The organism is Streptomyces sp. NPDC029044, from assembly GCF_040637495.1.
Classification (GTDB): domain Bacteria; phylum Actinomycetota; class Actinomycetes; order Streptomycetales; family Streptomycetaceae; genus Streptomyces.
On sequence record NZ_JBEZWN010000029.1, the window covers coordinates 61,269 to 79,655 of the forward strand.

Sequence of the window (18,387 nt, forward strand, 5' to 3'; positions counted from 1 at the left end):
CGCCGGGGTGGGTGGGCCGCCGTCGCCGGGTTCCTGCCGATCGGCGACGGCGGCCCAACCACAGCCGCGGCAGGCGCTATTCCCCCATCACCAGTCCGTCCTGCGCGGCGCCGCGGCTGAGCACGACGTCACGGATGCGGTCGCGGACGGCCCGGACGTCGGCGCCCTGGGCGATCGCCCGGTTGAGGTTGACGACCCGGCCCGCGTCGACGTCGAACAGCTGCGGGACGAACTCCGCCTTCGTCACCTTCCAGCGCTCGCCCGGCCGTGCGGGCGGGGCGAAGGTGAAGCGGCCGAGGGTGGACTGGTTGCCGCGCGGGTCCTTGGCACCCTCGTGGTTGGTCATCTCGCCGGCGATCTGGTCCCCCATGCCGTAGATCACCCAGGTGCCGTTGACCTTCTCGTAGGCCTGCGGGACGTGTGCGTGGGTGCCGAGGATCAGGTCGATGTCCGGGCGGTCGCCGGTGCGTGCGGCGGTGAGGGTCCGGGCCAGGGTCAGCTGCCGGTCGTCGGGGGCGTCCTGCCACTCGGTGCCCCAGTGCAGGGAGACCGCGACGACGTCGGCGCCCGCCCGGCGCGCGGCACGGGCGTCCTCGACGATCCGGGCCTCGTCGATGAGGTTGACGGCCCACGGCTGCCCGTCCGGGAGGGGAAAGCCGTTGGTGTCGTAGGTGTAGGCGAGGTGGGCGACCGTGGCCGTGCCGGCCCGCAGGACCGTCGCCGTGCGTGCCTCCTGCTCGGTGCGGGCCGATCCGGCGTGCCGGACCCCTGCGCGGTCGAGGGCGTCGAGGGTACGGCGGATGCCGTCGGCGCCGTCGTCCAGGGTGTGGTTGGAGGCGGTGGAGCAGCCGTCGTAGCCGGTGGCGGCGAGAGCCCGGGCCACCTCGGGCGGGGACTTGAAGGTCGGGTAGCCGGTGTAGACGCCGTCCGCGCCGTAGACGGTCTCCATGTGGCACAGGGACAGGTCGGCGCGGGAGACGACGGAGCGGATCCCGGCGAGCATCGGCCGGAAGTCGTAGCCGGTGCCACCGGCGTCGAAGCGGGCCCGGTCGATGATCGTGCTGTGCGGGAGGACGTCACCGGAGGCGACGAGTGTGAAGCCGCGGGGCCCGGCGGCGGCCGGTGCCGGGCGTCCGCGGTCGGGTTTGTCGTGGCCGCGGGCCTGGCAGGCGGCGCCTGCGGCGAGGACGACGGTCAGGGCCAGGGCGATCTGTCGACTGCGCGCGAGCATGCATTCACCCCACTGTGGGCGTTGTGGTCGTATTTACGCACAATCAGGAAAGAAGGCTCCTGGCGTCCCTCGCGGCTCCGACACGCTCATCAGCCCGTCCGGCACCCACATGGCCGGGCACCCGACCGTTCGTCGAACCGTTCGTCGACGCGATCGACCGTCCGCCGCACAGCCGGGTACGTGCCCTGTGCCCGGGCCACACCCTGCGGTGGCATACGGGCCATGACGGCCGGATCCACTCTCACGAACGGAACGACCGCCGAGCACGAGCTCGCCGCACTGCAGCGGGAGCACGGCCGGCCCCTCTTCGCGCTGCTGCTGCGGCTCTGCGACGGCGACCGGCAGCGCGCGGAGGACCTGGTCCAGGAGACGCTGGTGCGTGCCTGGCAGCACCCCGAGGCCCTGCGCGCCGACGACTTCGACTCCGTACGGCCCTGGCTGATGACCGTCGCACGGCGGCTCGCGATCGACGCCCGGCGGGCCCGTCAGGCCCGTCCGCCCGAGGTCGGGGACGCGGTGCTGGAGAACGCGCGGGTCATCTCCGACCACGCCGAACGGGCCGCGGCCATGCTCGACGTCCGCCAGGCTGTGAAGACACTCACTCCGCAGCACCGTGAAGTCCTGGTGCTCGTGTACTTCCAGGGGGCGAGTGTGGCGGAAGCAGCGGCGACCCTCGGGATCCCGCCCGGTACGGTGAAGTCCCGCGCGTACTACGCGCTGCGCGCCCTGCGCAGGGTGCTCCCGGGTTACGCCGCCGACCTGCGGTGAAACCAATGGATGGGTCAAGCCTCCGTAAAGCGCCTTGCCGATGACCCCGGTTGAGTAATCGGCTGTTCTCATCCGTGTTCCGGAGGGGGCCGTCAGCGCCCCCGGGGGCCCGGTGTCGGGCAACGCGCACGTACCGGAGGAAGGCAGGAAGGGATGCTGGACAGAGAGCAGGGGAGCACGGACGGCGCCGACGGCGAACTGACCGTCCCCATGGCGTGGTTGTACGCCGAGTACATCGCCGACGAGCTGCTGCGGACGGGCGATCTGATGCCGCCGACGTCCTTCGAGTTCCGCGCCGGGCGGGACGCCCTGGCACTGACCATCTTCCTGTCCGACACCGACGGGAAGCTGTCCGGCATCCGGGTCGTCACCCAGCTGGAGACGTGGCTGTCGCTGACCGCGTACGACCAGCCGTGGCAGGAGTGGGTACGCGACCGGCTGGCCGAGCTCGCCGCGGGCGCCGCGCGGTCGGGCGGCGCCGCACCGGACCTGGACCTCGCGGAGGAGGCCTGGCGCTGGCTCCAGGAGACGGAGCTGCTCGCACCCGATCTGAACGCGGTTCCGGGCGGCGCTCCGGTGGTCGGGGAGGACGACGGGCCGAAGGTCTGGACGCCCGCCTGGCAGCTCGGACTGCCCCTGGGGCACCTCGCCATCCATCTTTTTTAGATTTCTGCGGCCCCGGACCAATCCGGGGGCCGGAGGGCTCCGAATCCTTTGGTTGCGATTGTGTCACCGGCTTGAGTGATTCCGCTGCCTGGTCCGTACCGGTGGGAGCAAGGAGTAACCCCACCCGCACCCAACGGTACGAGGATTCGGCATGAGGTCCCTGGAGAGGCATCGCGACGTCGCGGCCTACGCGCTCGGCGTGCTGGACGAGGCGGAGGCCTTCCGCTTCGAGGACCACCTCATGGAGTGCCCTCGGTGCGCTGCAGAGGTGACGGAATTCGGTGTCACCACACGGCAGTTGATGCTGTACCGGCGCTCCACGCCCCGGTTCGTGCACCCGATGGCGCAGCCCGGTCCGCGCATGCTGGACGCGCTGCTCGCCGAGGTGGCGACCCGGCGCCGGGCCGGACGCAGACGCCTGCTGTTCGCCCTGGCCGCCTCGGTGGTCTTCGCGGCGTCCGTACCGGGCATCGCGATGATGGCCCAGGGCAGCAGTGGCAAGGAGCCCCGAACGGTCGCGGCGACCGACGCACGGACGGGGGTGTGGGCGCAGGTCACGACGGCGGACGAGGCCTCGGGCAGCCAGGTCGAGCTGAAGGTGAAGGACGCCGCGGGGCCGCGCGCCTGCCACCTGGTCATCGTCGGACGCGACGGCACCGAGGAGACCGCGACCAGCTGGCACGGCCCCGGTCACGACGCCGACCCCGACACGATGATGGCCAGCTCCTCCATGCATCCGGGGCAGATCGCCCGCTACGAGATCCGTTCGGCCTCCGGCGAGGTCCTGTGGAGACTCCAGCCGAGCTGACCATCCGTCCGCCCCGGCCGCCGGGCGCTCCCCCCGCCCCGGTGTGAGACTGCTGGACGACGCACCCGGGAGATCACCGGGTGCCCGCGGTCCCGGTGGAGGGAGACGAGGTGACGACGGCAGAGACCGGCGACGGTCGCCTGGAGGAGTTCCTCGCCGACCCGGAGACCTCGGCGCTGGAACTGCCCGCCGCGGTCGCCCGCTGCACCGCGGCCCTCGGACTCCAGCACTCCGTGGTGTACCTGGCCGACCTCCAGCAGCGCCGGCTCGTACCGCTCACCGACGTGACCCGGTCCCTGCCCGTCGACGACTCGCTCGCCGGCTGGACCTACCGCACCCAGTCGCTGCGGGTCGAGGAGTCGGAGACGGGCGGCATGACGGCCTGGATCCCCCTCCTGGACGGCGCCGAGCGGCTCGGCGTCCTCGCCGTGCTGTCCCCGTCGCTGACCCCGGCGGTGCTGCGCCGCGGCCGGGCCCTCGCCACGCTGCTCGCCATGATGATCACGTCGAAGCGGGCGTACAAGGACTCCTTCGTCCGGCGTACGCGCACCGAGCCGATGCGGCTGCCCGCCGAGATGCTGCGGGCCTTCCTGCCACCGCGCACGATCGGCACCGCGCACGTGGTGTCCACGGCCGTCCTGGAGCCGGCCTACGAGATCGGCGGCGACGCCTTCGACCACTCCCTCACGGAGACGGTCCTGCACGCCACCGTCCTCGACGCCATGGGGCACAACCTGGCCTCCGGGCTCACCACGGCCGTGGCGCTGGCCGCGTGCCGCAACGCCCGGCGCACCGGGGCGGACCTGCCCGAGCTGGTCGAGTGCGTCGACAACGCCTTGGCGCACTGGCTCCCCGACCAGTTCTGCACAGGCGTCCTGGCCCAGCTGGACCTGGCGTCCGGAGTACTGCGCTGGAGCAACTGCGGGCACCCCACCCCGCTGCTCATCCGCGACCAGCGGCTGCACACCGACGCCATGCTGCGCGAGCCCGATCCGCCGATGGGGCAGCCCTCCCTGCTCACCGGGCGGCAGCGGCAGACGCACGAGATCGCGCTGAAGCCCGGCGACCGGGTGCTGATGTACACCGACGGGGTCACCGAGGCCCGGACCGGGGACGGCGGAGAGTTCGGCCTCGAACAGTTCGCCGACTACATCATCCGGGCGATGGCGGGGGGCGAGCTGGCACCCGAGACGCTGCGGCGCCTGATCCACTCCATCCTCGACTCGCCCACCAGTCGGCTGCGCGACGACGCGACCATCCTGATGTTCGAGTGGACACCGCCGCCGCGCTGACCCGGCCCGTCTCACTTGAGCAGGCGGGACATCCTGCGGTCCGCGAGCGGCTTGCCGCCCGTCTGGCAGGTGGGGCAGTACTGGAGCGAGGAGTCGGCGAAGGACACCTCGCGGACGGTGTCACCGCACACCGGGCAGGCCTCGCCCGTTCGGCCGTGGACGCGCAGTCCGCTCTTCTTCTCGGCCTTCAGCCGCCCGGCCGCCACGCCCCGGGAGCGTTCGACCGCCTCGGTGAGCGTGTCGCGCAGGGCCGCGTACAGCCGTCCGGTCTCCTCCTCGCTCAGGGACGCCGCCAGCTTGAAGGGCGACATCCGCGCCGCGTGCAGGATCTCGTCGCTGTAGGCGTTGCCCACGCCCGCGATCAGGCTCTGGTCGCGCAACGCGCCCTTGAGCTGCCGCCGTTCCCCGGCCAGGAGCTCGGCGAAGCGCCGCTCGTCGAAGTCGTCCGCGAGCGGATCGGGGCCGAGCCGGGCCACGCCCGGGACCTCCTGCGGGTCGGCCACGACGTACACCGCGAGCCGCTTCTGGGTGCCGGCCTCGGTCAGGTCGAACCCGGCGCCGGTCTCCAGGGCCACACGCAGCGCCAGGGGGCCCTTGCCGGGGCGGGGCGGGCCGTCGGGGAGGCGGTCCTTCCAGTGCAGCCAGCCCGCGCGGGCCAGGTGCGTCACGAGGTGCGGGCCGTCCGCGGTCGCGAGGTCGAGGAACTTGCCGTACCGGCGTACGGAAGCGACCTCGTGCCCCTCCAGCGCGGACAGGGGCGGGTCGTACGTCTTCAGGACGCTGATCGCCACGGGCAGCACCCGTACGATCTCGTGGCCGACGAGGTGCTCGGTCAGGAAGTCCTTGAGCGCCTCGACCTCGGGGAGTTCCGGCATGGGTCCAGGGTGCCACGCCGGGTCAGCCGGAGCCGGGCACCACGAACTCGCACCACACCGCCTTGCCGCCGCCCCGGGCCTCCACGCCCCACACGTCGGTGAGCAGCTCGACCAGGAGCAGGCCCCGCCCGGAGACGCCCGACTCGCCCGCCTCGCGTCGGCGCGGCAGGGCGCTGGAGGAGTCCTCGACCTCGACGCGCAGCCGGCGCTCCGAGCCGGCGAGGGCCCGCAGGGTGACGACCGCGGAGCCCTCGGTGTGCATCAGGGCGTTGGTGATGAGTTCATCGGCGACCAGTTCGATCTCGTCGGCGCGCTCGCCCGCTCCCCAGCCGGTGACCGCGGTGCGGATCATGTGCCGGGCCTCGGCGAGGGCCCCTGGGTCGCCGGGGGCCACGTGCCGCTGGAGCCGGCGGCCGGACTGCGGGCCGTCGGGACCGCGGCGGCGCAGCAGGAGCAGCGCCACGTCGTCGTCGCCGCCGCGCTCGGCGGCCACGTCGATGAGCCGGTCGGCGAGGTCCCGTACGTCCTCGGGGCCGGTGTCGACGAGCGCGGTGAGGGTGCGCATGCCGTCGTCGAGGTCGGCGCCGGGCTGCTCCACCAGGCCGTCGGTGCACAGCAGCAGGGTGTCGCCCGGATCGAGCTCTATGGTGCCCACGGGGTAGTCGAGGCGGCCGAACTCCGCGGACAGGCCGAGCGGCAGCCCGCCGGGGACGGTGACGCGGCGGCAGGAGCCGTCGGTGTGCCGCACCAGCGGGTCGATGTGCCCGGCCCGGACCATCTGGAGCACGCCGGTGGTCAGGTCGGCCTCGGCGTAGAGGCAGGTCGCGGAGCGGTCGGTGTCGAGTTCGTGCAGGAAGACGGAGGCCCGGGCCATGACGGTGGCCGGGGGGTGTCCCTCGGCGGCGTAGGCGCGCAGCACGATGCGCAGCTGGCCCATGACGGCGGCGGCGTGCGTGTCGTGGCCCTGGACGTCGCCGATGACGGCGCCGACCCGGCCGCCGGGCAGCGGGATCAGGTCGTACCAGTCGCCGCCGATGTCCCGGCCGACGGAACCGCCGATGGTGGCGGCGCGGTAGCGCACGGCGACGTCGGCGCCGGGCACGCTCGGGATGGTCCGGGGCAGCATGGCCTGCTGGAGGCCCTGCGCGAGGTCCATCTCCTGCTCGTAGAACATGGCCCGTTGCAGGCTCTGCGCGATGCTGCTGCCGAGGGCGACGAGGATGTTGCGTTCCTCGGACGTGAAGCCGTACCGGTCGCTGTAGAGCAGTCCCACCACGCCGATCGGCCGGGCCTGGACGATGAGCGGCAGATAGGCGGCCGAGGTGATCTCGAGGTCGGTGATGTGGGGCCACAGGATCGGGTAGCGCTCGGCGAACTCCTGCGGGGACTCGATGAAGCACGGGCCGAGGGTCCGGACGGCCTCGCTCATCGGGTAGGGCTCGTCGATCCGGGTGACGCGGGTGCCGGGCACGAAGCTGTCCGCCGGGCCCTCGGCGACCAGCCGGATGCGGCCGGCCTCGACCAGACCCATGACGAGGCTGGCGGCGCCCAGGTGAGTGAGGCCGTGGGTGTCCTTGAGGACGTCGATGACGTCCTGGACGGTGCGGGCGTGCGCGAGAGCGGCCGTGGTGAGTTCGACGACGCTGGTCTGCCAGCGTCGGGCCTCGTCCTGGGCGGCCTGGTCGCGGCGGGCGGCGCTCTCCCCGAGTTCCTGGGTGGCGTCCCGGATGATGCCGATGATGCGGCGGGGGCGCCCGGTGTCGTCGCGCCGGATGTAGCCCTGGGTGTGGGTCCAGCGCAGGGTGCCGTCGCGACGCCGGATGCGGAAGTAGGCGCCGTAGTTCTCGCTGCCGTCCTTCAGGGCCTGGGAGACCGCGGTGTCCAGGCGCCGGGACTCGTCGGGCGGGACACGCTTGGCGAGGGTCTCGGGGTGGTCGTCGTACTCGTCGGCGCGCACGTCGAAGACTGCGTGGGCCTGGGCGTCCATCTGCATCAGGCCGGTGTCCAGATCCCAGTCGAAGCTGCCCATCCGGTTGAGCACGAGGATCGGGTCCGGGTGGGCGGGCCAGTCGTCCGGGAGGGACAGGGCACTCGCTCCCCGATCAGCCATGGGCCCACCTTGCCAGGATTCGTCCGATTCTTCGACCGGATGGATGTGCCGAGTCTACGAGCCGTTCCGCCGTACCGGCCCTCACTCGGTGAAGACGTCTGTGGGGCTGCCGGGGATGCGTGGGGCGGCCCGGTCATCGGGGATGAGTCCGGCGCCGTCGGCCGGATCGGGGTTGTCGGGGACGGCGTCGGGTCCGACCTCGTCAGGGTCGCCGGGATCCTCCGGGCCGGACGGCCGGTCGGGAGGCGGGGCGGTCTCGTCGGCCGGGAGTACTGACGTGCCGGTGTCCGTGGCGGTGTCTGCGGGCGTTTCCCCGTCCGTTCCCGCTTCCGTCCCCGTTTCCGTGCCCGCTTCCGTCCCCGTTTCCGTGCCCGGGTCCGGGCCCGGTTCCGGGATGCGGGACGGCTGCGGCGGGTGGGGCGCCGCATCCGGCGGGGGCAGGGCCCGGTCGTGGCGTACGTCGTGGCCGGTACGGCGTTCGATCCAGGCCCGGGAGGTGAGGTCGATGATCGTGAAGGCGGTGACGGCTCTCGGGGCGGGGGTCACGACGATCACCTCGCCGGGGCGGTAGCCGGGCCAGGGCGTACCTGTGGTGACGAGCGTGCCGCGCGCCGCCGTAGGCGGGCGGAGCGGGTTGCCGCAGGCGCAACGCAGACGCGGCAGGCCGTGGTCGTCGACCAGGACGGCGGTGCCGGCCTGGAGGACGGACTGGTGGCGGGTGATGCGTCCGGCCCGGAAGCCGTGGCCGGTGACACGGGTGTCGGCGCGCAGGACGACCGGCGTCAGGGCGCGCACGTGATCCGGGACGGACGCCTGGGAGATGCCGGCGGCCTCGGCGAAGGCGCGGCCCCGGGCCGGGTCACGGGTCAGGTGGCCGATCTGCCGGCCGACGTCACAACTGCCGGTCCGCTCGGTGCCGCCGTACAGGCCGGGCGTCCCGCCGGAGAGGGAGCGCGGCCCGCCGGTCGTTCGCGGGGCGGCGGACGGGGTAGCCGCCGTGAGGGCCGTGGATCTGGTGAAGGGGTCGGGTCCCGGATCGGCTGTTGACTGGAGGACGAGTTCACCCCTGGTGCCGGTGCCCGCCTCGACGCCGAGGCCGGTGGAGCCGCCGCAGCCCGAGAGGAGGAGCGCCGCCGGGAGTACGCAGGCCAGGACGGAGGCCCCGGTGGGTGTCCGCACCTCGCCCTCCCGCTCACATCGGCCGGTTTCCGGCAGTTCGTCACTATTGTTTGCTTCGCTCGCCCGGCATACGCAACCAGAGTTGCGGCACACGGAGCGTGACAGCGGTTCATGCGCAGCGCAGGGAGGAGGAGCACAACGTCGTGGAGTGGTTCACCGCATCCGACTACTGGCTGACCCGGCTGGTCTTCCAGAAGGCGCTGGCCGCCGTGTACCTGGTGGCGTTCCTGACGGCGGCCCTCCAGTTCCGCGCGCTGATCGGGCGGCGCGGCATGCTGCCGGTGCCGCGGTTCGTGGAGCGGGTGCCGTTCAGGCGGGCGCCGAGCCTGTTCCAGTGGCACTACTCGGACCGCTTCTTCGCGCTCTGCGCGTGGGCGGGCTGCGCGGTGGCGGCGGCGCTGCTGGCCGGGCTGGACTCGCTGCTCCCGCTGTGGGGCGGGATGCTGCTGTGGCTGGTGCCGTGGGTGCTGTACCTGTCGATCGTCAACGTCGGCCAGACCTGGTACTCGTTCGGCTGGGAGTCACTGCTGCTGGAGGTGGGCTTCCTCGCCGTGTTCCTCGGCAACGACGAAGTGGCGCCCCCGGTCGTGGTGCTGTTCCTGCTGCGGTGGATCCTGTTCCGGGTGGAGTTCGGCGCGGGGCTGATCAAGATGCGCGGCGACGCGTGCTGGCGCAAGCTCACCTGCCTGGACCACCATCACGAGACCCAGCCCATGCCGGGCCCGCTGAGCTGGTTCTTCCACCATCTGCCCCGGCCCCTGCACCGCGTCGAGGTGGCCGCGAACCACGTCACCCAGCTCGTGGTGCCGTTCCTGCTGTTCACCCCGCAGCCCGTCGCGACGGCCGCCGCGTCGCTGATGATCGTCACCCAGCTGTGGCTGGTGCTGTCGGGCAACTTCTCCTGGCTTAACTGGATCACGATCGTGCTGGCGCTGTCGGCGGTGCGTTTCCCGGCCGATCCGCCGGAGGTCCCCGAGGCGCCGCTGTGGTTCGTGGTGGTGGTGCTGGCGGTGGCCACGCTGCTGGTGGGCCTCAGTTACCAGCCGGTGCGCAACATGCTGTCCCGTCGCCAGGTCATGAACCGCTCCTTCGACCCGCTCCACCTGGTCAACACCTACGGGGCGTTCGGCAGCGTGAGCCGGGTGCGGTACGAGGTGGTGGTGGAGGGCACCGCGGACGACGTACCGCATGCGGAATCGGGCTGGCTGGCCTACGAGTTCAAGGGCAAGCCCGGAGATCCCCGGCGCTGGCCGCGCCAGTTCGCGCCCTATCACCTTCGGCTCGACTGGCTGATGTGGTTCGCGGCCCTCTCCCCCGCCTACGCCGACGCCTGGTTCGGCACGCTGGTGGAACGGCTCCTGGAGAACGACCGGGAGACCCTCAAGCTGCTGCGCCGTTCGCCGTTCCCGCCGGACGAGCCGCCGCGGTACGTGCGCGCCCGCCTGTTCCGTTACCGCTACACGACGTGGCGTGAGCTGCGGGAGACGGGCGCGTGCTGGGAGCGGACGTTCGTACGGGAGTACCTGCCGCCGACCCGTCTGGCCGGACCGGTTCACAGGCCGTAGACGCGGGTGGCGTTGGCTCCGAAGATCTGCGGGTGATCGTGCGGGTCGGTCAGCCGGCGCGTGGCGTCGAGGACGTCTTTGTAGGCCGCCCCCAGCGTGGACACCGGCCAGTCCGAGCCGAACATCAGCCGGCCGGGCCCGAAGGCCTCCAGGGCCACGTCGGCGTAGGGGCGCAGGTCGTCCACGGTCCAGGAGGCGAGGTCGGCCTCGGTGACCAGGCCGGACAGTTTGGCGACCGTGTTGGGCAGGGCGGCGAGGGCGCGCAGGCCGGACGCCCAGGGTTCGAGGGCGCCGGAGGCGACGTGCGGTTTGCCCAGGTGGTCGAGGACGAAGGTGAGGCCGGGCAGGTCGGCTGCGGCCCGGACGCAGGCCGGTAGCTGGTGGGGCAGGACGACGAGGTCGTAGACCAGTCCGGCGTCGGCGACGGCGGCCAGTCCGCGCCGGACGTCCGGGCGCAGCAGCCACGCGGGGTCGGACTCGGCCTGGACCTGGTGGCGGATGCCCTTGAGGTAGCGGCCGCCCGGCAGTTCGCGCAGCCGGGCGAGTTCGTCGGCGACGTCGGGGCGGGTGAGGTCGGTCCAGCCGACGACGCCCGCGATCAGGTCGTGCTCGTCGGCCAGGGCGAGGAACTCCGGGGTCTCCTCGGGGACGGTGACGGTCTGGACGAGGACCGTGCGGTCCACTCCGGCCGCTCTCGCCTCGGCTGCGAGGTCCTGCACCGTGAAGTCGCGGCGCAGCGGGGCGAGTTCGAGGCCGGTGATCCAGTCCTGGTCCCGTACCGACAGGTCCCACACGTGGTGGTGGGCGTCGACGACGGTCATGACGGCAGCTCCCAGACGACGGTCAGGCCGGCGTCCGCGCCGTCGCCGGAGTAGTCGTGCACAACGTCCAGCAGTTCGGCCATGCGGGCCTGCCAGGCGACGTTGACCGGCAGCTTCTCCAGTTCGGCGAGGAGGCGGGCGTAGTCCTCGCAGTCCAGGACGTGGAAGAGGTCCGTCCCGCTGCGCCAGATCGTCCAGGAGGTGGCGCCGGCGGCGCGGACGGCGTCGGTGAGCTCCTCCGGCACCTCGCGGTGGGCCGCCTCGTACTCCGCGACGCGGTCGGCGCGGACCTTGGTGTGCAGGGCGACCCTCATGACGGCTCCTCGCGGGGTACCGGGGCATCGTCGGGCAGGAGGCCCTCGGCACGCAGCTGCTGCCAGAACCCGGCCGGCACCCGGGCTGCGAACTGGTGGGCGCAGTCGCGTACTTCGTGAGCGGAGCGGGCGCCGACGAGGACGCTGGCGACGGCCGGGTGGGCCGCGCAGAAGGCCAGGGCGGCGGCACGCAAGGTGGTGCCGTGGCGGTGGGCTACGGACTTCAGCCGCAGGGCCCTGTCGACCAGCTCGGAGGGCGCGGCGGTGTAGTTGTACGTGGCGCCGGGCCTGGGGTCCGCGAGCAGGCCGGAGTTGAAGGCGCCGCCGATGACGACGGAGACGCCGCGTTCATGGGCCGCGGGCAGCAGGGCGGTGAGGGCGCTCTGGTCGAGCAGGGTGTAGCGGCCGGCGCACAGCACCACGTCGACGTCGGTGTCGCGGACGAAACGGGTGAGCAGCTCCGCCTGGTTCATCCCGGCGCCGATCGCACCCACCACGCCCTCGGAGCGGAGCCCCTCCAGCGCGGGATAGCCCTCACGGAAGGCCCACTCGGCGTGGTCGTCCGGGTCGTGGAGGTAGACGACGTCGACCCGGTCGAGGCCGAGGCGTGCCAGGCTGGCCTCCAGGGTGCGGCGTACGCCGTCGGCGCTGAAGTCCCACACGCGGCGGTGGGTCGCGGGCACGGCGAAGCCGCCCGCCAGGTCGTCGCCGGTGCCGTCCGAGGGCTCCAGGCGGCGGCCCACCTTCGTGGAGACCGTGTACCGGTCGCGGGGTCGGTGGCGCAGGGCGGCGCCCAGGCGGCGTTCGGACAGGCCGAGGCCGTAGTGCGGTGCGGTGTCGAAGTAGCGGATGCCCCGCTGCCAGGCGGCGTCCACGGCCTCGTGCGCCTGCTCCTCGCCGACCTCGGTGTAGAGGTTGCCGATGGCGGCGGCGCCGAAGGACAGGTCGCTGACCTCGACGCCGCTGCCGCCGAGCCGGTTCACCGGGCCACCGGGCGCAGCCGCAGGCCCTGCATGCCGCCGTCGACGGCGAGGGCGGTGCCGGTGGTGGCGCCGGACAGGGGGCTCGCCAGGTAGGCGATGGCGCCCGCGACCTCCGCCGGGGAGACCAGCCGGCCGGTGGGCTGGCGGGCCTCCAGGGCGGCGCGTTCGGCGGCGGGATCGGGTGCGGCGTCGAGGAGGCGGCCGATCCACGGGGTGTCGACGGTGCCGGGGGTGACGCAGTTGACGCGGATGCCCTCGCGGACGTGGTCGGCGGCCATGGCGAGGGTGAGGGAGTACACGGCGCCCTTGGTGGCGCTGTACAGGGCGCGCTGCGGGATGCCCGCGGTGGCGGCGATGGAGCAGGTGTTGACGATCGCGGCGTGGGTGGAGGCGCGCAGGTGGGGCAGGCAGGCTCGGGTGGTGCGGACCAGGCCGAGCACGTTGACGTCGTGGACGCGGTGCCACTCGTGGTCGGGGTTGTCCTCGACGGTCCCCCGGGCGCCGATGCCCGCGTTGTTCACCAGCACGTCGAGGGCGCCGCCGAGGTCGGCGACCGCTGCCGTGACGGCCCGGCGCACGGACGCGTCGTCGGTGACGTCCGCGCGGTGGGCGAGCAGCGGCTTGTCGACGGACGACGGGTCCAGGTCCAGGACGGCGACCTGGGCACCGCGCTCGGCCAGCAGCTCGGCGGTGGCCCGGCCGATGCCGGAGGCGCCGCCCGTCACCAGGGCCGTCAGACCCTCGAAGTCGCTCATTCAGCGTGCTCCCTCTTCGTGTCGTCGAGGTCGGCGGCCCAGAACGCGCCGCCCGGGTAGGTGTACCGCGCCAGCGACTCGGGGCGCATGGCCGCCGAGAAGCCCGGCGCGGTGGGTGCCGTGTAGTGACCATCGCGGATCACCACCGGGTCGAGGAAGTGGTCGTGCAGATGGTCGACGTATTCGATGACGCGGTCCTCGGTGGTGCCGGTGAGTGCCACGTAGTCGAACATCGACAGGTGCTGGACGAGTTCGCACAGGCCGACGCCGCCCGCGTGCGGGCAGACCGGTACGCCGGACTTGGCCGCGAGCAGCAGGACGGCCAGGTTTTCGGGGACGCCGCCGACGCGGGCCGCGTCGATCTGGACGACGTCGAGCGCACCGGCCTGGAGGAGCTGCTTGAAGACGACCCGGTTCTGCACGTGTTCGCCCGTGGCGACCTTCACGGGGGCGACGGCCCGGCGGATCGCCGCGTGGCCGAGGACGTCGTCGGGGCTGGTGGGCTCCTCGATCCAGTAGGGGTCGAACTCGGCGAGGGCCTTGGTCCAGCGGATCGCCTCGTCGACGTCCCAGCGCTGGTTGGCGTCGACGGCCATCCGGACGTCCGGCCCGATGACCGAACGCGCCACACGGCAGCGGCGGATGTCGTCGTCGAGGTCGGCGCCGACCTTGAGTTTGATCTGCCGGAAGCCGTCGGCGACGGCCTGGGACGCGAGCCGGGTGAGTTTCTCGTCGTCGTAGCCGAGCCAGCCGGGCGAGGTGGTGTAGGCGGGGTAGCCGCGCTCCAGCAGGCGGGCCGTGCGCTCCTGCGCGCCCTCCCGGCCCCGGCGCAGGAGGGTCAGGGCCTCCTCGGGGGTGAGCGCGTCGGTGAGGTAGCGGAAGTCGACCTGGCGGACGATCCATTCGGGTTCGGCCTCGGCGAGCAGCCGCCACAGCGGCAGGCCGGCGCGCTTGGCGGCGAGGTCCCACACGGCGTTGACGACGGCGCCGATCGCCATGTGCATCACGCCCTTCTCGGGTCCGAGCCAGCGCAGCTGGCTGTCGCCGATCAGGTCGCGGTTCAGGGTGGAGGGGTCGGCGCACAGTCCGCTCACGTCGCGGCCGATCAGGTGCCCGCGCAGCGCCTCGATCGCGGCGACCTGCACCTCGTTGCCCCGCCCGATGGTGAAGGCGAACCCGTGCCCCTCGTGCCCGTCGGGCGCGTCCGTGCGCAGGACGACGTAGGCCGCCGAGTAGTCGGGGTCCGGGTTCATCGCGTCGGAGCCGTCGAGTTCGCGTGAGGTGGGGAAGCGGATGTCGTGGGTGTCTACAGCGGTGATGCGCGCGGGCGTCGGGGACACGGAGGTCCTTTCGGTCGGGTGCCGGGGGCGGGTCGTCAGTCCTGGGCGCGGCCGGTGGTGACCCTGGCGATCATGAGGGCGACCAGGATGATCCCGCCGTAGATGGCCTGGATCCAGAACGACGGCACCTGCGCGAGGGTGAGCAGGTTCTGTACGACACCCAGAAGGAGTACGCCGGTGAGCGCGCCGAACATGGTGCCCTTGCCGCCGTCGAGGGCGATGCCGCCGATCACCGCGGCCGCGAACACCGTGAAGATCATGTTCTGGCCCTGGTTGGCGCTGATCGCGCCGACGTAGCCGGTCTGCATGATGCCGCCGACCGCGGCGAGGACGCCCGCGACGACGAACACGCCGAGCATGACGCGCTCCACCCGGATGCCCGCCGCCCGGGCCGCGTCCGCGTTGCCGCCGATGGCGTACAGGGCGCGCCCGACCCGGTGGTACTTCAGGACGAGACCGGCGACCGCGAAGGCGATCGCGGCGAGCCACACCGACAGCGGCACGGTGAGGAAGGTGGTGGTGGCCAGTGCGTAGAAGCTGTCGGGCATCCCGAACAGCGTCTTGCCCTTGGTCGCGCCGACCAGCAGGCCGCGCAGCACGATCAGCATCGCCAGCGTCACGATGAACGCGTTGAGCTTGAACTTCACCACCAGGACGCCGTTGAAGGCGCCGACGGCCGCGCCCGCGACCAGGACCGCGAGCAGGGCGAGGGCGGCGGGGAGTCCGGTGCCCCAGCCGGACTGGGCGGCGGGCAGCACGAGCAGCGCCCCGACGGCGGGCGCGATACCGACGACCGACTCCAGGGAGAGGTCGAACTTGCCGGTGATGAGGACGAGCGACTCGGCGAGCACGACCATCGCGAGGGCGGCGGATGCGCCGAGGATCGAGATCAGGTTGCGCTCGGTGAGGAACGAGTCGTTGACGATCGTGCCGAGCACCAGGAGCAGCAACAAGGCCGGTACGAGGGCCAGTTCGCGGGCCCTGCGCAGCAGTACGGTGCGTGCCTGCCCGGTGCCGGTCACGAGCACCGGCTTCACCGGCGGGGCCTTGGTGTCAGCCATGGTCCACTCCTTCGATGGAGGCGATGAGCTCGTGGTCGCGCCAGCCGGCCGGGTGTTCGGCGACGACACGGCCGTGAAAGAGGACGAGGACCCGGTCGCAGCGCCTGAGGTCGTCGAGTTCGTCGGAGACGACGAGAACGGCGGTGCCGTCCTCGCGGGCGCTGTCGACGCGGGCGAGCAGGGACTCCTTGGACTTCACGTCGACGCCCGCGGTGGGGTTGACCAGGACCAGGAGCCGGGGGTCGGAGGCGAGGGCCCTGGCCATGACGACCTTCTGCGCGTTGCCCCCGGACAGGTCCGAGACGGGCTGCTCGGGTCCCTCGGCGTGGATGTCGAGCCGTTCGATCAGGGCGGTGGCGACCCCGCGTCTGCGTTCGGTGCCGACGAACCCGAAGCGGCCTAGCCGCTCCAGGACGCTGAGGGTGGCGTTGTCACCTATGGACATGCCGAAGACCAGGCCCTGTTCGTGCCGGTCGCGGGGCACGAAGCCGACCCCCGCTTCGAGGGCTCCGCGGACGTCGCCGAACGGGAGCGGTGTTCCGTCCAGCCGGGCCGTCCCTCCGGTGGGTGTGTGCAGCCCGGTGAACGTCTCGGCCAGCTCGATCTTGCCGCTGGCGCTGGACCCGGCGAGTCCGACGACCTCCCCGCGACGGACGGTGAGGTCGACGTCCTCGTAGGCCGCCGAACGCAGGCCGCGGACGTCGAGGAGCACGGGGCCCGCGGCGTCCACGGCCCGCTGACGCTCGGCCGCCTCGGCGACCGTCTCCCCGGCCATGGCCTCCACCAGCGCCTGGCGCGGGAGATCGGCTACCGGCGCGGTGGTGATCCAGCGGGCGTCACGCAGGACGGTGACGGTCTGGCAGACCTCGTACACCTCCTGGAGGTGGTGGGAGATGAACAGGAAGGTGACGCCCGAGTCCTGGAGGGCCCGCATGCGGGTGAAGAGGCGCTCGATCTCCCGGTTGTCGAGCTGGGCGGTGGGTTCGTCCAGGACGATGAAGCGGGCGCCGAAGGACAGCGCCCGGGCGATCTCCACCATCTGCCGGTCCTCGACCTTGAGATCGGCCGTGCGGGCTTCGGGGTCGACACGCACGTCCCAGGTGTCGAGGAGTGCGGCCGCTTCGGACTTCAGCCGGCGCCAGCTGATGAAGCCCCGCCGCAGCGGCTGCCGGTTGATGAACAGGTTCTCGGCGACGGTCAGTTCGGGTACGACCGTCGGGTGCTGGTAGACGCAGGCGACCTTGCGGCGCCAGGCGTCCCGGTCGGTGAGCGGGGGCGCGGGCTCGCCGTCGAAGCGGACGGTGCCCTCGTCGGGTGCCTGGAGGCCGGTGAGGATGCGGACGAGGGTCGACTTGCCCGCGCCGTTGCGGCCGACCAGGGCGTGGGACTCGCCGGGCAGGACGGTGAGCCGGCCGTCGGCGAGAGCGGTGGTGGGGCCGTAGCGCTTGACGACGTCCCGTGCCTCGACAAGTGGGCTGCTCATTCGACCGTGTTGCCCCACAGCTCGGGGTCGTCGACGTTGTCCTTGGTGACCAGCGGGGCGGGCAGCTGGTCCTCCAGGATGCCGCTGGGAAGCTTGACGATGGTCGAGTCGTGGTCCGTCGGGCCCGGCTTGAACTGCTTCCCCTGCATCGCCGCCTTGATGTAGTACATGCCGTACTTGGCGTAGGCGTCGGCGGGCTGGGAGACGGTCGCGTCGATCTCGCCCTTGCGGATCGCGTCGAACTCCTGCGGGATGCCGTCGTTGGAGACGATCGCGATATGGCCCTCCTCCCCGGCCTTCTTCAGCATGCCCTTGGACTTCAGGGTCTGGAGCGTGGGCGCGAGGTACACGCCGCCCGCCTGCATGTAGATGCCCTTGATGTCGGGGTTGGCGTTGAGGAGCGTGTCGAGTTTGGAGGCCGCCGTGTCGGACTCCCACTTGGCGGGGATCTCCAGGACCTTCAGCTTCGGGAAGTTCTTCTTCACACAGGCGCGGAACGCCTCGGAGCGGTCCCGGCCGTTGACCGAGGCGAGGTCGCCCATGATCTGCACGACCTTGCCGGAGGTGATGTGCTCCCCGAGGTACCGGCATGCCTTCTCGCCGTACGCGACGTTGTCCGCCCGGACCACCATGGCGACCTTGCCCTTGTCGGGCGCCACGTCCACGGCGACCACCGGCACGCCCTTGCGTTCGGCCTGGTCGAGTCCGGCCTCGATGGCGGCACTGTCCAGCGGGGCGACGACCAGTCCCTTGACGCCCTGGTTCAGCTGGTTGTTGATGTCGGTGATCTGTTGCGAGGGGTCGCTGTTGGAGTTGACGGTCTTCATCGCGTCCACGCCCTCGGACTTCGCCATCTTCGGCACGTAGTCGTTGTACGACTGCCAGAACGGCGAGGTCAGCAGGGGCAGCACCACCCCGACCTTGCCGGTGCCGTCACCGCCTCCGGCCCCGGAGGCGCCGGTGTCCTTGGTGCTGCCGCAGGCGGCGAGTGTCAGGGAGGCTCCGGTGGCCAGGGCCACCGCGCCGAGGATCCGTGACCTGTTCCGCTTCCGCACTGTGCTTCCGGGCATCTCAGAGGGCTCCCATCGACCGGTGGTCCAGCAGATGCCCGCATACTTATCAGACCAATCCCGCGC

Annotated in this window: 17 protein-coding genes; 5 read left to right on the forward strand and 12 right to left on the reverse strand. The window is 72.2% G+C overall.

The window, feature by feature from the left end:
* Window positions 1-76: 76 nt before the first annotated feature.
* Complete coding sequence (locus AB0E85_RS22955) at window positions 77-1,231, reverse strand: CapA family protein (RefSeq protein WP_361930142.1); 1,155 nt, start codon at window positions 1,229-1,231, stop codon at window positions 77-79.
* A gap of 222 nt (window positions 1,232-1,453) precedes the next feature.
* On the opposite strand from AB0E85_RS22955, the gene AB0E85_RS22960 reads away from it, so the two are divergent.
* The 4 genes from AB0E85_RS22960 to AB0E85_RS22975 all read left to right on the forward strand — a co-directional run bounded on the left by AB0E85_RS22960 (window position 1,454) and on the right by AB0E85_RS22975 (window position 4,765).
* Window positions 1,454-1,999 carry a sigma-70 family RNA polymerase sigma factor gene (locus AB0E85_RS22960; protein WP_033307886.1) on the forward strand — a complete coding sequence of 182 codons (546 nt, stop codon included), beginning with the start codon at window positions 1,454-1,456 and terminating at the stop codon, window positions 1,997-1,999.
* 153 nt (window positions 2,000-2,152) lie between these two features.
* Window positions 2,153-2,665 (forward strand): hypothetical protein, encoded by a 513-nt coding sequence (locus AB0E85_RS22965; protein WP_361930145.1) that lies wholly within the window; start codon window positions 2,153-2,155, stop codon window positions 2,663-2,665.
* Between the two features lie 151 nt (window positions 2,666-2,816).
* Window positions 2,817-3,473: a zf-HC2 domain-containing protein gene (locus AB0E85_RS22970; RefSeq protein ID WP_361930148.1), complete on the forward strand. Its 657-nt coding sequence runs from the start codon at window positions 2,817-2,819 to the stop codon at window positions 3,471-3,473.
* Window positions 3,474-3,583: 110 nt separating this feature from the next.
* Window positions 3,584-4,765, forward strand: a complete 1,182-nt coding sequence (locus AB0E85_RS22975) for a PP2C family protein-serine/threonine phosphatase (protein WP_361930150.1) — start codon at window positions 3,584-3,586, stop codon at window positions 4,763-4,765.
* An 11-nt stretch (window positions 4,766-4,776) separates the two neighbouring features.
* Here AB0E85_RS22975 and AB0E85_RS22980 read toward each other — a convergent pair whose 3' ends face one another.
* From AB0E85_RS22980 to AB0E85_RS22990, 3 genes are all read right to left on the reverse strand, one after another.
* Window positions 4,777-5,640, reverse strand: a complete 864-nt coding sequence (locus AB0E85_RS22980) for a DNA-formamidopyrimidine glycosylase family protein (RefSeq protein ID WP_361930153.1) — start codon at window positions 5,638-5,640, stop codon at window positions 4,777-4,779.
* Between the two features lie 22 nt (window positions 5,641-5,662).
* Complete coding sequence (locus tag AB0E85_RS22985) at window positions 5,663-7,750, reverse strand: SpoIIE family protein phosphatase (RefSeq protein WP_361930155.1); 2,088 nt, start codon at window positions 7,748-7,750, stop codon at window positions 5,663-5,665.
* 81 nt (window positions 7,751-7,831) lie between these two features.
* Window positions 7,832-8,929, reverse strand: a complete 1,098-nt coding sequence (locus tag AB0E85_RS22990) for a DUF6777 domain-containing protein (RefSeq protein ID WP_361930158.1) — start codon at window positions 8,927-8,929, stop codon at window positions 7,832-7,834.
* 143 nt (window positions 8,930-9,072) lie between these two features.
* Between AB0E85_RS22990 and AB0E85_RS22995 the strand changes: the two genes are divergently transcribed.
* A complete protein-coding gene (locus AB0E85_RS22995; protein WP_361930209.1) occupies window positions 9,073-10,494 on the forward strand; it encodes a lipase maturation factor family protein in 1,422 nt (473 codons plus the stop codon).
* Here AB0E85_RS22995 and AB0E85_RS23000 read toward each other — a convergent pair.
* From AB0E85_RS23000 to AB0E85_RS23035, 8 genes are read right to left on the reverse strand one after another with little or no spacing between them, the layout of a single operon-like run.
* Window positions 10,482-11,315: an amidohydrolase family protein gene (locus AB0E85_RS23000; protein WP_361930161.1), complete on the reverse strand. Its 834-nt coding sequence runs from the start codon at window positions 11,313-11,315 to the stop codon at window positions 10,482-10,484. The genes AB0E85_RS22995 and AB0E85_RS23000 overlap by 13 nt on opposite strands.
* The gene (locus AB0E85_RS23005; RefSeq protein WP_361930163.1) at window positions 11,312-11,629 is read right to left on the reverse strand and encodes an L-rhamnose mutarotase; all 318 of its coding nucleotides are present in this window, start codon (window positions 11,627-11,629) and stop codon (window positions 11,312-11,314) included. The genes AB0E85_RS23000 and AB0E85_RS23005 overlap by 4 nt, the downstream gene beginning before the upstream one ends.
* Window positions 11,626-12,612: an aldo/keto reductase gene (locus AB0E85_RS23010; protein WP_361930165.1), complete on the reverse strand. Its 987-nt coding sequence runs from the start codon at window positions 12,610-12,612 to the stop codon at window positions 11,626-11,628. Before AB0E85_RS23010 ends, AB0E85_RS23005 begins: the two co-directional genes overlap by 4 nt.
* Window positions 12,609-13,367, reverse strand: a complete 759-nt coding sequence (locus AB0E85_RS23015) for an SDR family oxidoreductase (protein WP_361930168.1) — start codon at window positions 13,365-13,367, stop codon at window positions 12,609-12,611. Before AB0E85_RS23015 ends, AB0E85_RS23010 begins: the two co-directional genes overlap by 4 nt.
* The gene (locus AB0E85_RS23020; protein ID WP_361930171.1) at window positions 13,364-14,707 is read right to left on the reverse strand and encodes an L-fuconate dehydratase; all 1,344 of its coding nucleotides are present in this window, start codon (window positions 14,705-14,707) and stop codon (window positions 13,364-13,366) included. The genes AB0E85_RS23015 and AB0E85_RS23020 overlap by 4 nt, the downstream gene beginning before the upstream one ends.
* 35 nt (window positions 14,708-14,742) lie before the next feature.
* Window positions 14,743-15,768: an ABC transporter permease gene (locus AB0E85_RS23025; RefSeq protein ID WP_361930173.1), complete on the reverse strand. Its 1,026-nt coding sequence runs from the start codon at window positions 15,766-15,768 to the stop codon at window positions 14,743-14,745.
* Window positions 15,761-17,251, reverse strand: coding sequence for a sugar ABC transporter ATP-binding protein (locus tag AB0E85_RS23030; protein ID WP_361930177.1), 1,491 nt, complete (start codon window positions 17,249-17,251; stop codon window positions 15,761-15,763). The genes AB0E85_RS23025 and AB0E85_RS23030 overlap by 8 nt, the downstream gene beginning before the upstream one ends.
* Window positions 17,248-18,321, reverse strand: a complete 1,074-nt coding sequence (locus AB0E85_RS23035; protein ID WP_361930179.1) for a sugar ABC transporter substrate-binding protein — start codon at window positions 18,319-18,321, stop codon at window positions 17,248-17,250. The genes AB0E85_RS23030 and AB0E85_RS23035 overlap by 4 nt, the downstream gene beginning before the upstream one ends.
* Between the last annotated feature and the right edge of the window lie 66 nt (window positions 18,322-18,387).

Excerpts from the sequence above, each read along its gene's own strand:
- AB0E85_RS22955 (WP_361930142.1), bottom strand. The coding sequence starts at position 1,231 with ATGCTCGCGCGCAGTCGACAGATCGCCCTGGCCCTGACCGTCGTCCTC.
- AB0E85_RS22960 (WP_033307886.1), top strand. The coding sequence starts at position 1,454 with ATGACGGCCGGATCCACTCTCACGAACGGAACGACCGCCGAGCACGAG.
- AB0E85_RS22965 (WP_361930145.1), top strand. The coding sequence starts at position 2,153 with ATGCTGGACAGAGAGCAGGGGAGCACGGACGGCGCCGACGGCGAACTG.
- AB0E85_RS22970 (WP_361930148.1), top strand. The coding sequence starts at position 2,817 with ATGAGGTCCCTGGAGAGGCATCGCGACGTCGCGGCCTACGCGCTCGGC.
- AB0E85_RS22980 (WP_361930153.1), bottom strand. The coding sequence starts at position 5,640 with ATGCCGGAACTCCCCGAGGTCGAGGCGCTCAAGGACTTCCTGACCGAG.
- AB0E85_RS22985 (WP_361930155.1), bottom strand. The coding sequence starts at position 7,750 with ATGGCTGATCGGGGAGCGAGTGCCCTGTCCCTCCCGGACGACTGGCCC.
- AB0E85_RS23000 (WP_361930161.1), bottom strand. The coding sequence starts at position 11,315 with ATGACCGTCGTCGACGCCCACCACCACGTGTGGGACCTGTCGGTACGG.
- AB0E85_RS23005 (WP_361930163.1), bottom strand. The coding sequence starts at position 11,629 with ATGAGGGTCGCCCTGCACACCAAGGTCCGCGCCGACCGCGTCGCGGAG.
- AB0E85_RS23015 (WP_361930168.1), bottom strand. The coding sequence starts at position 13,367 with ATGAGCGACTTCGAGGGTCTGACGGCCCTGGTGACGGGCGGCGCCTCC.
- AB0E85_RS23025 (WP_361930173.1), bottom strand. The coding sequence starts at position 15,768 with ATGGCTGACACCAAGGCCCCGCCGGTGAAGCCGGTGCTCGTGACCGGC.
- AB0E85_RS23030 (WP_361930177.1), bottom strand. The coding sequence starts at position 17,251 with ATGAGCAGCCCACTTGTCGAGGCACGGGACGTCGTCAAGCGCTACGGC.
- AB0E85_RS23035 (WP_361930179.1), bottom strand. The coding sequence starts at position 18,321 with ATGCCCGGAAGCACAGTGCGGAAGCGGAACAGGTCACGGATCCTCGGC.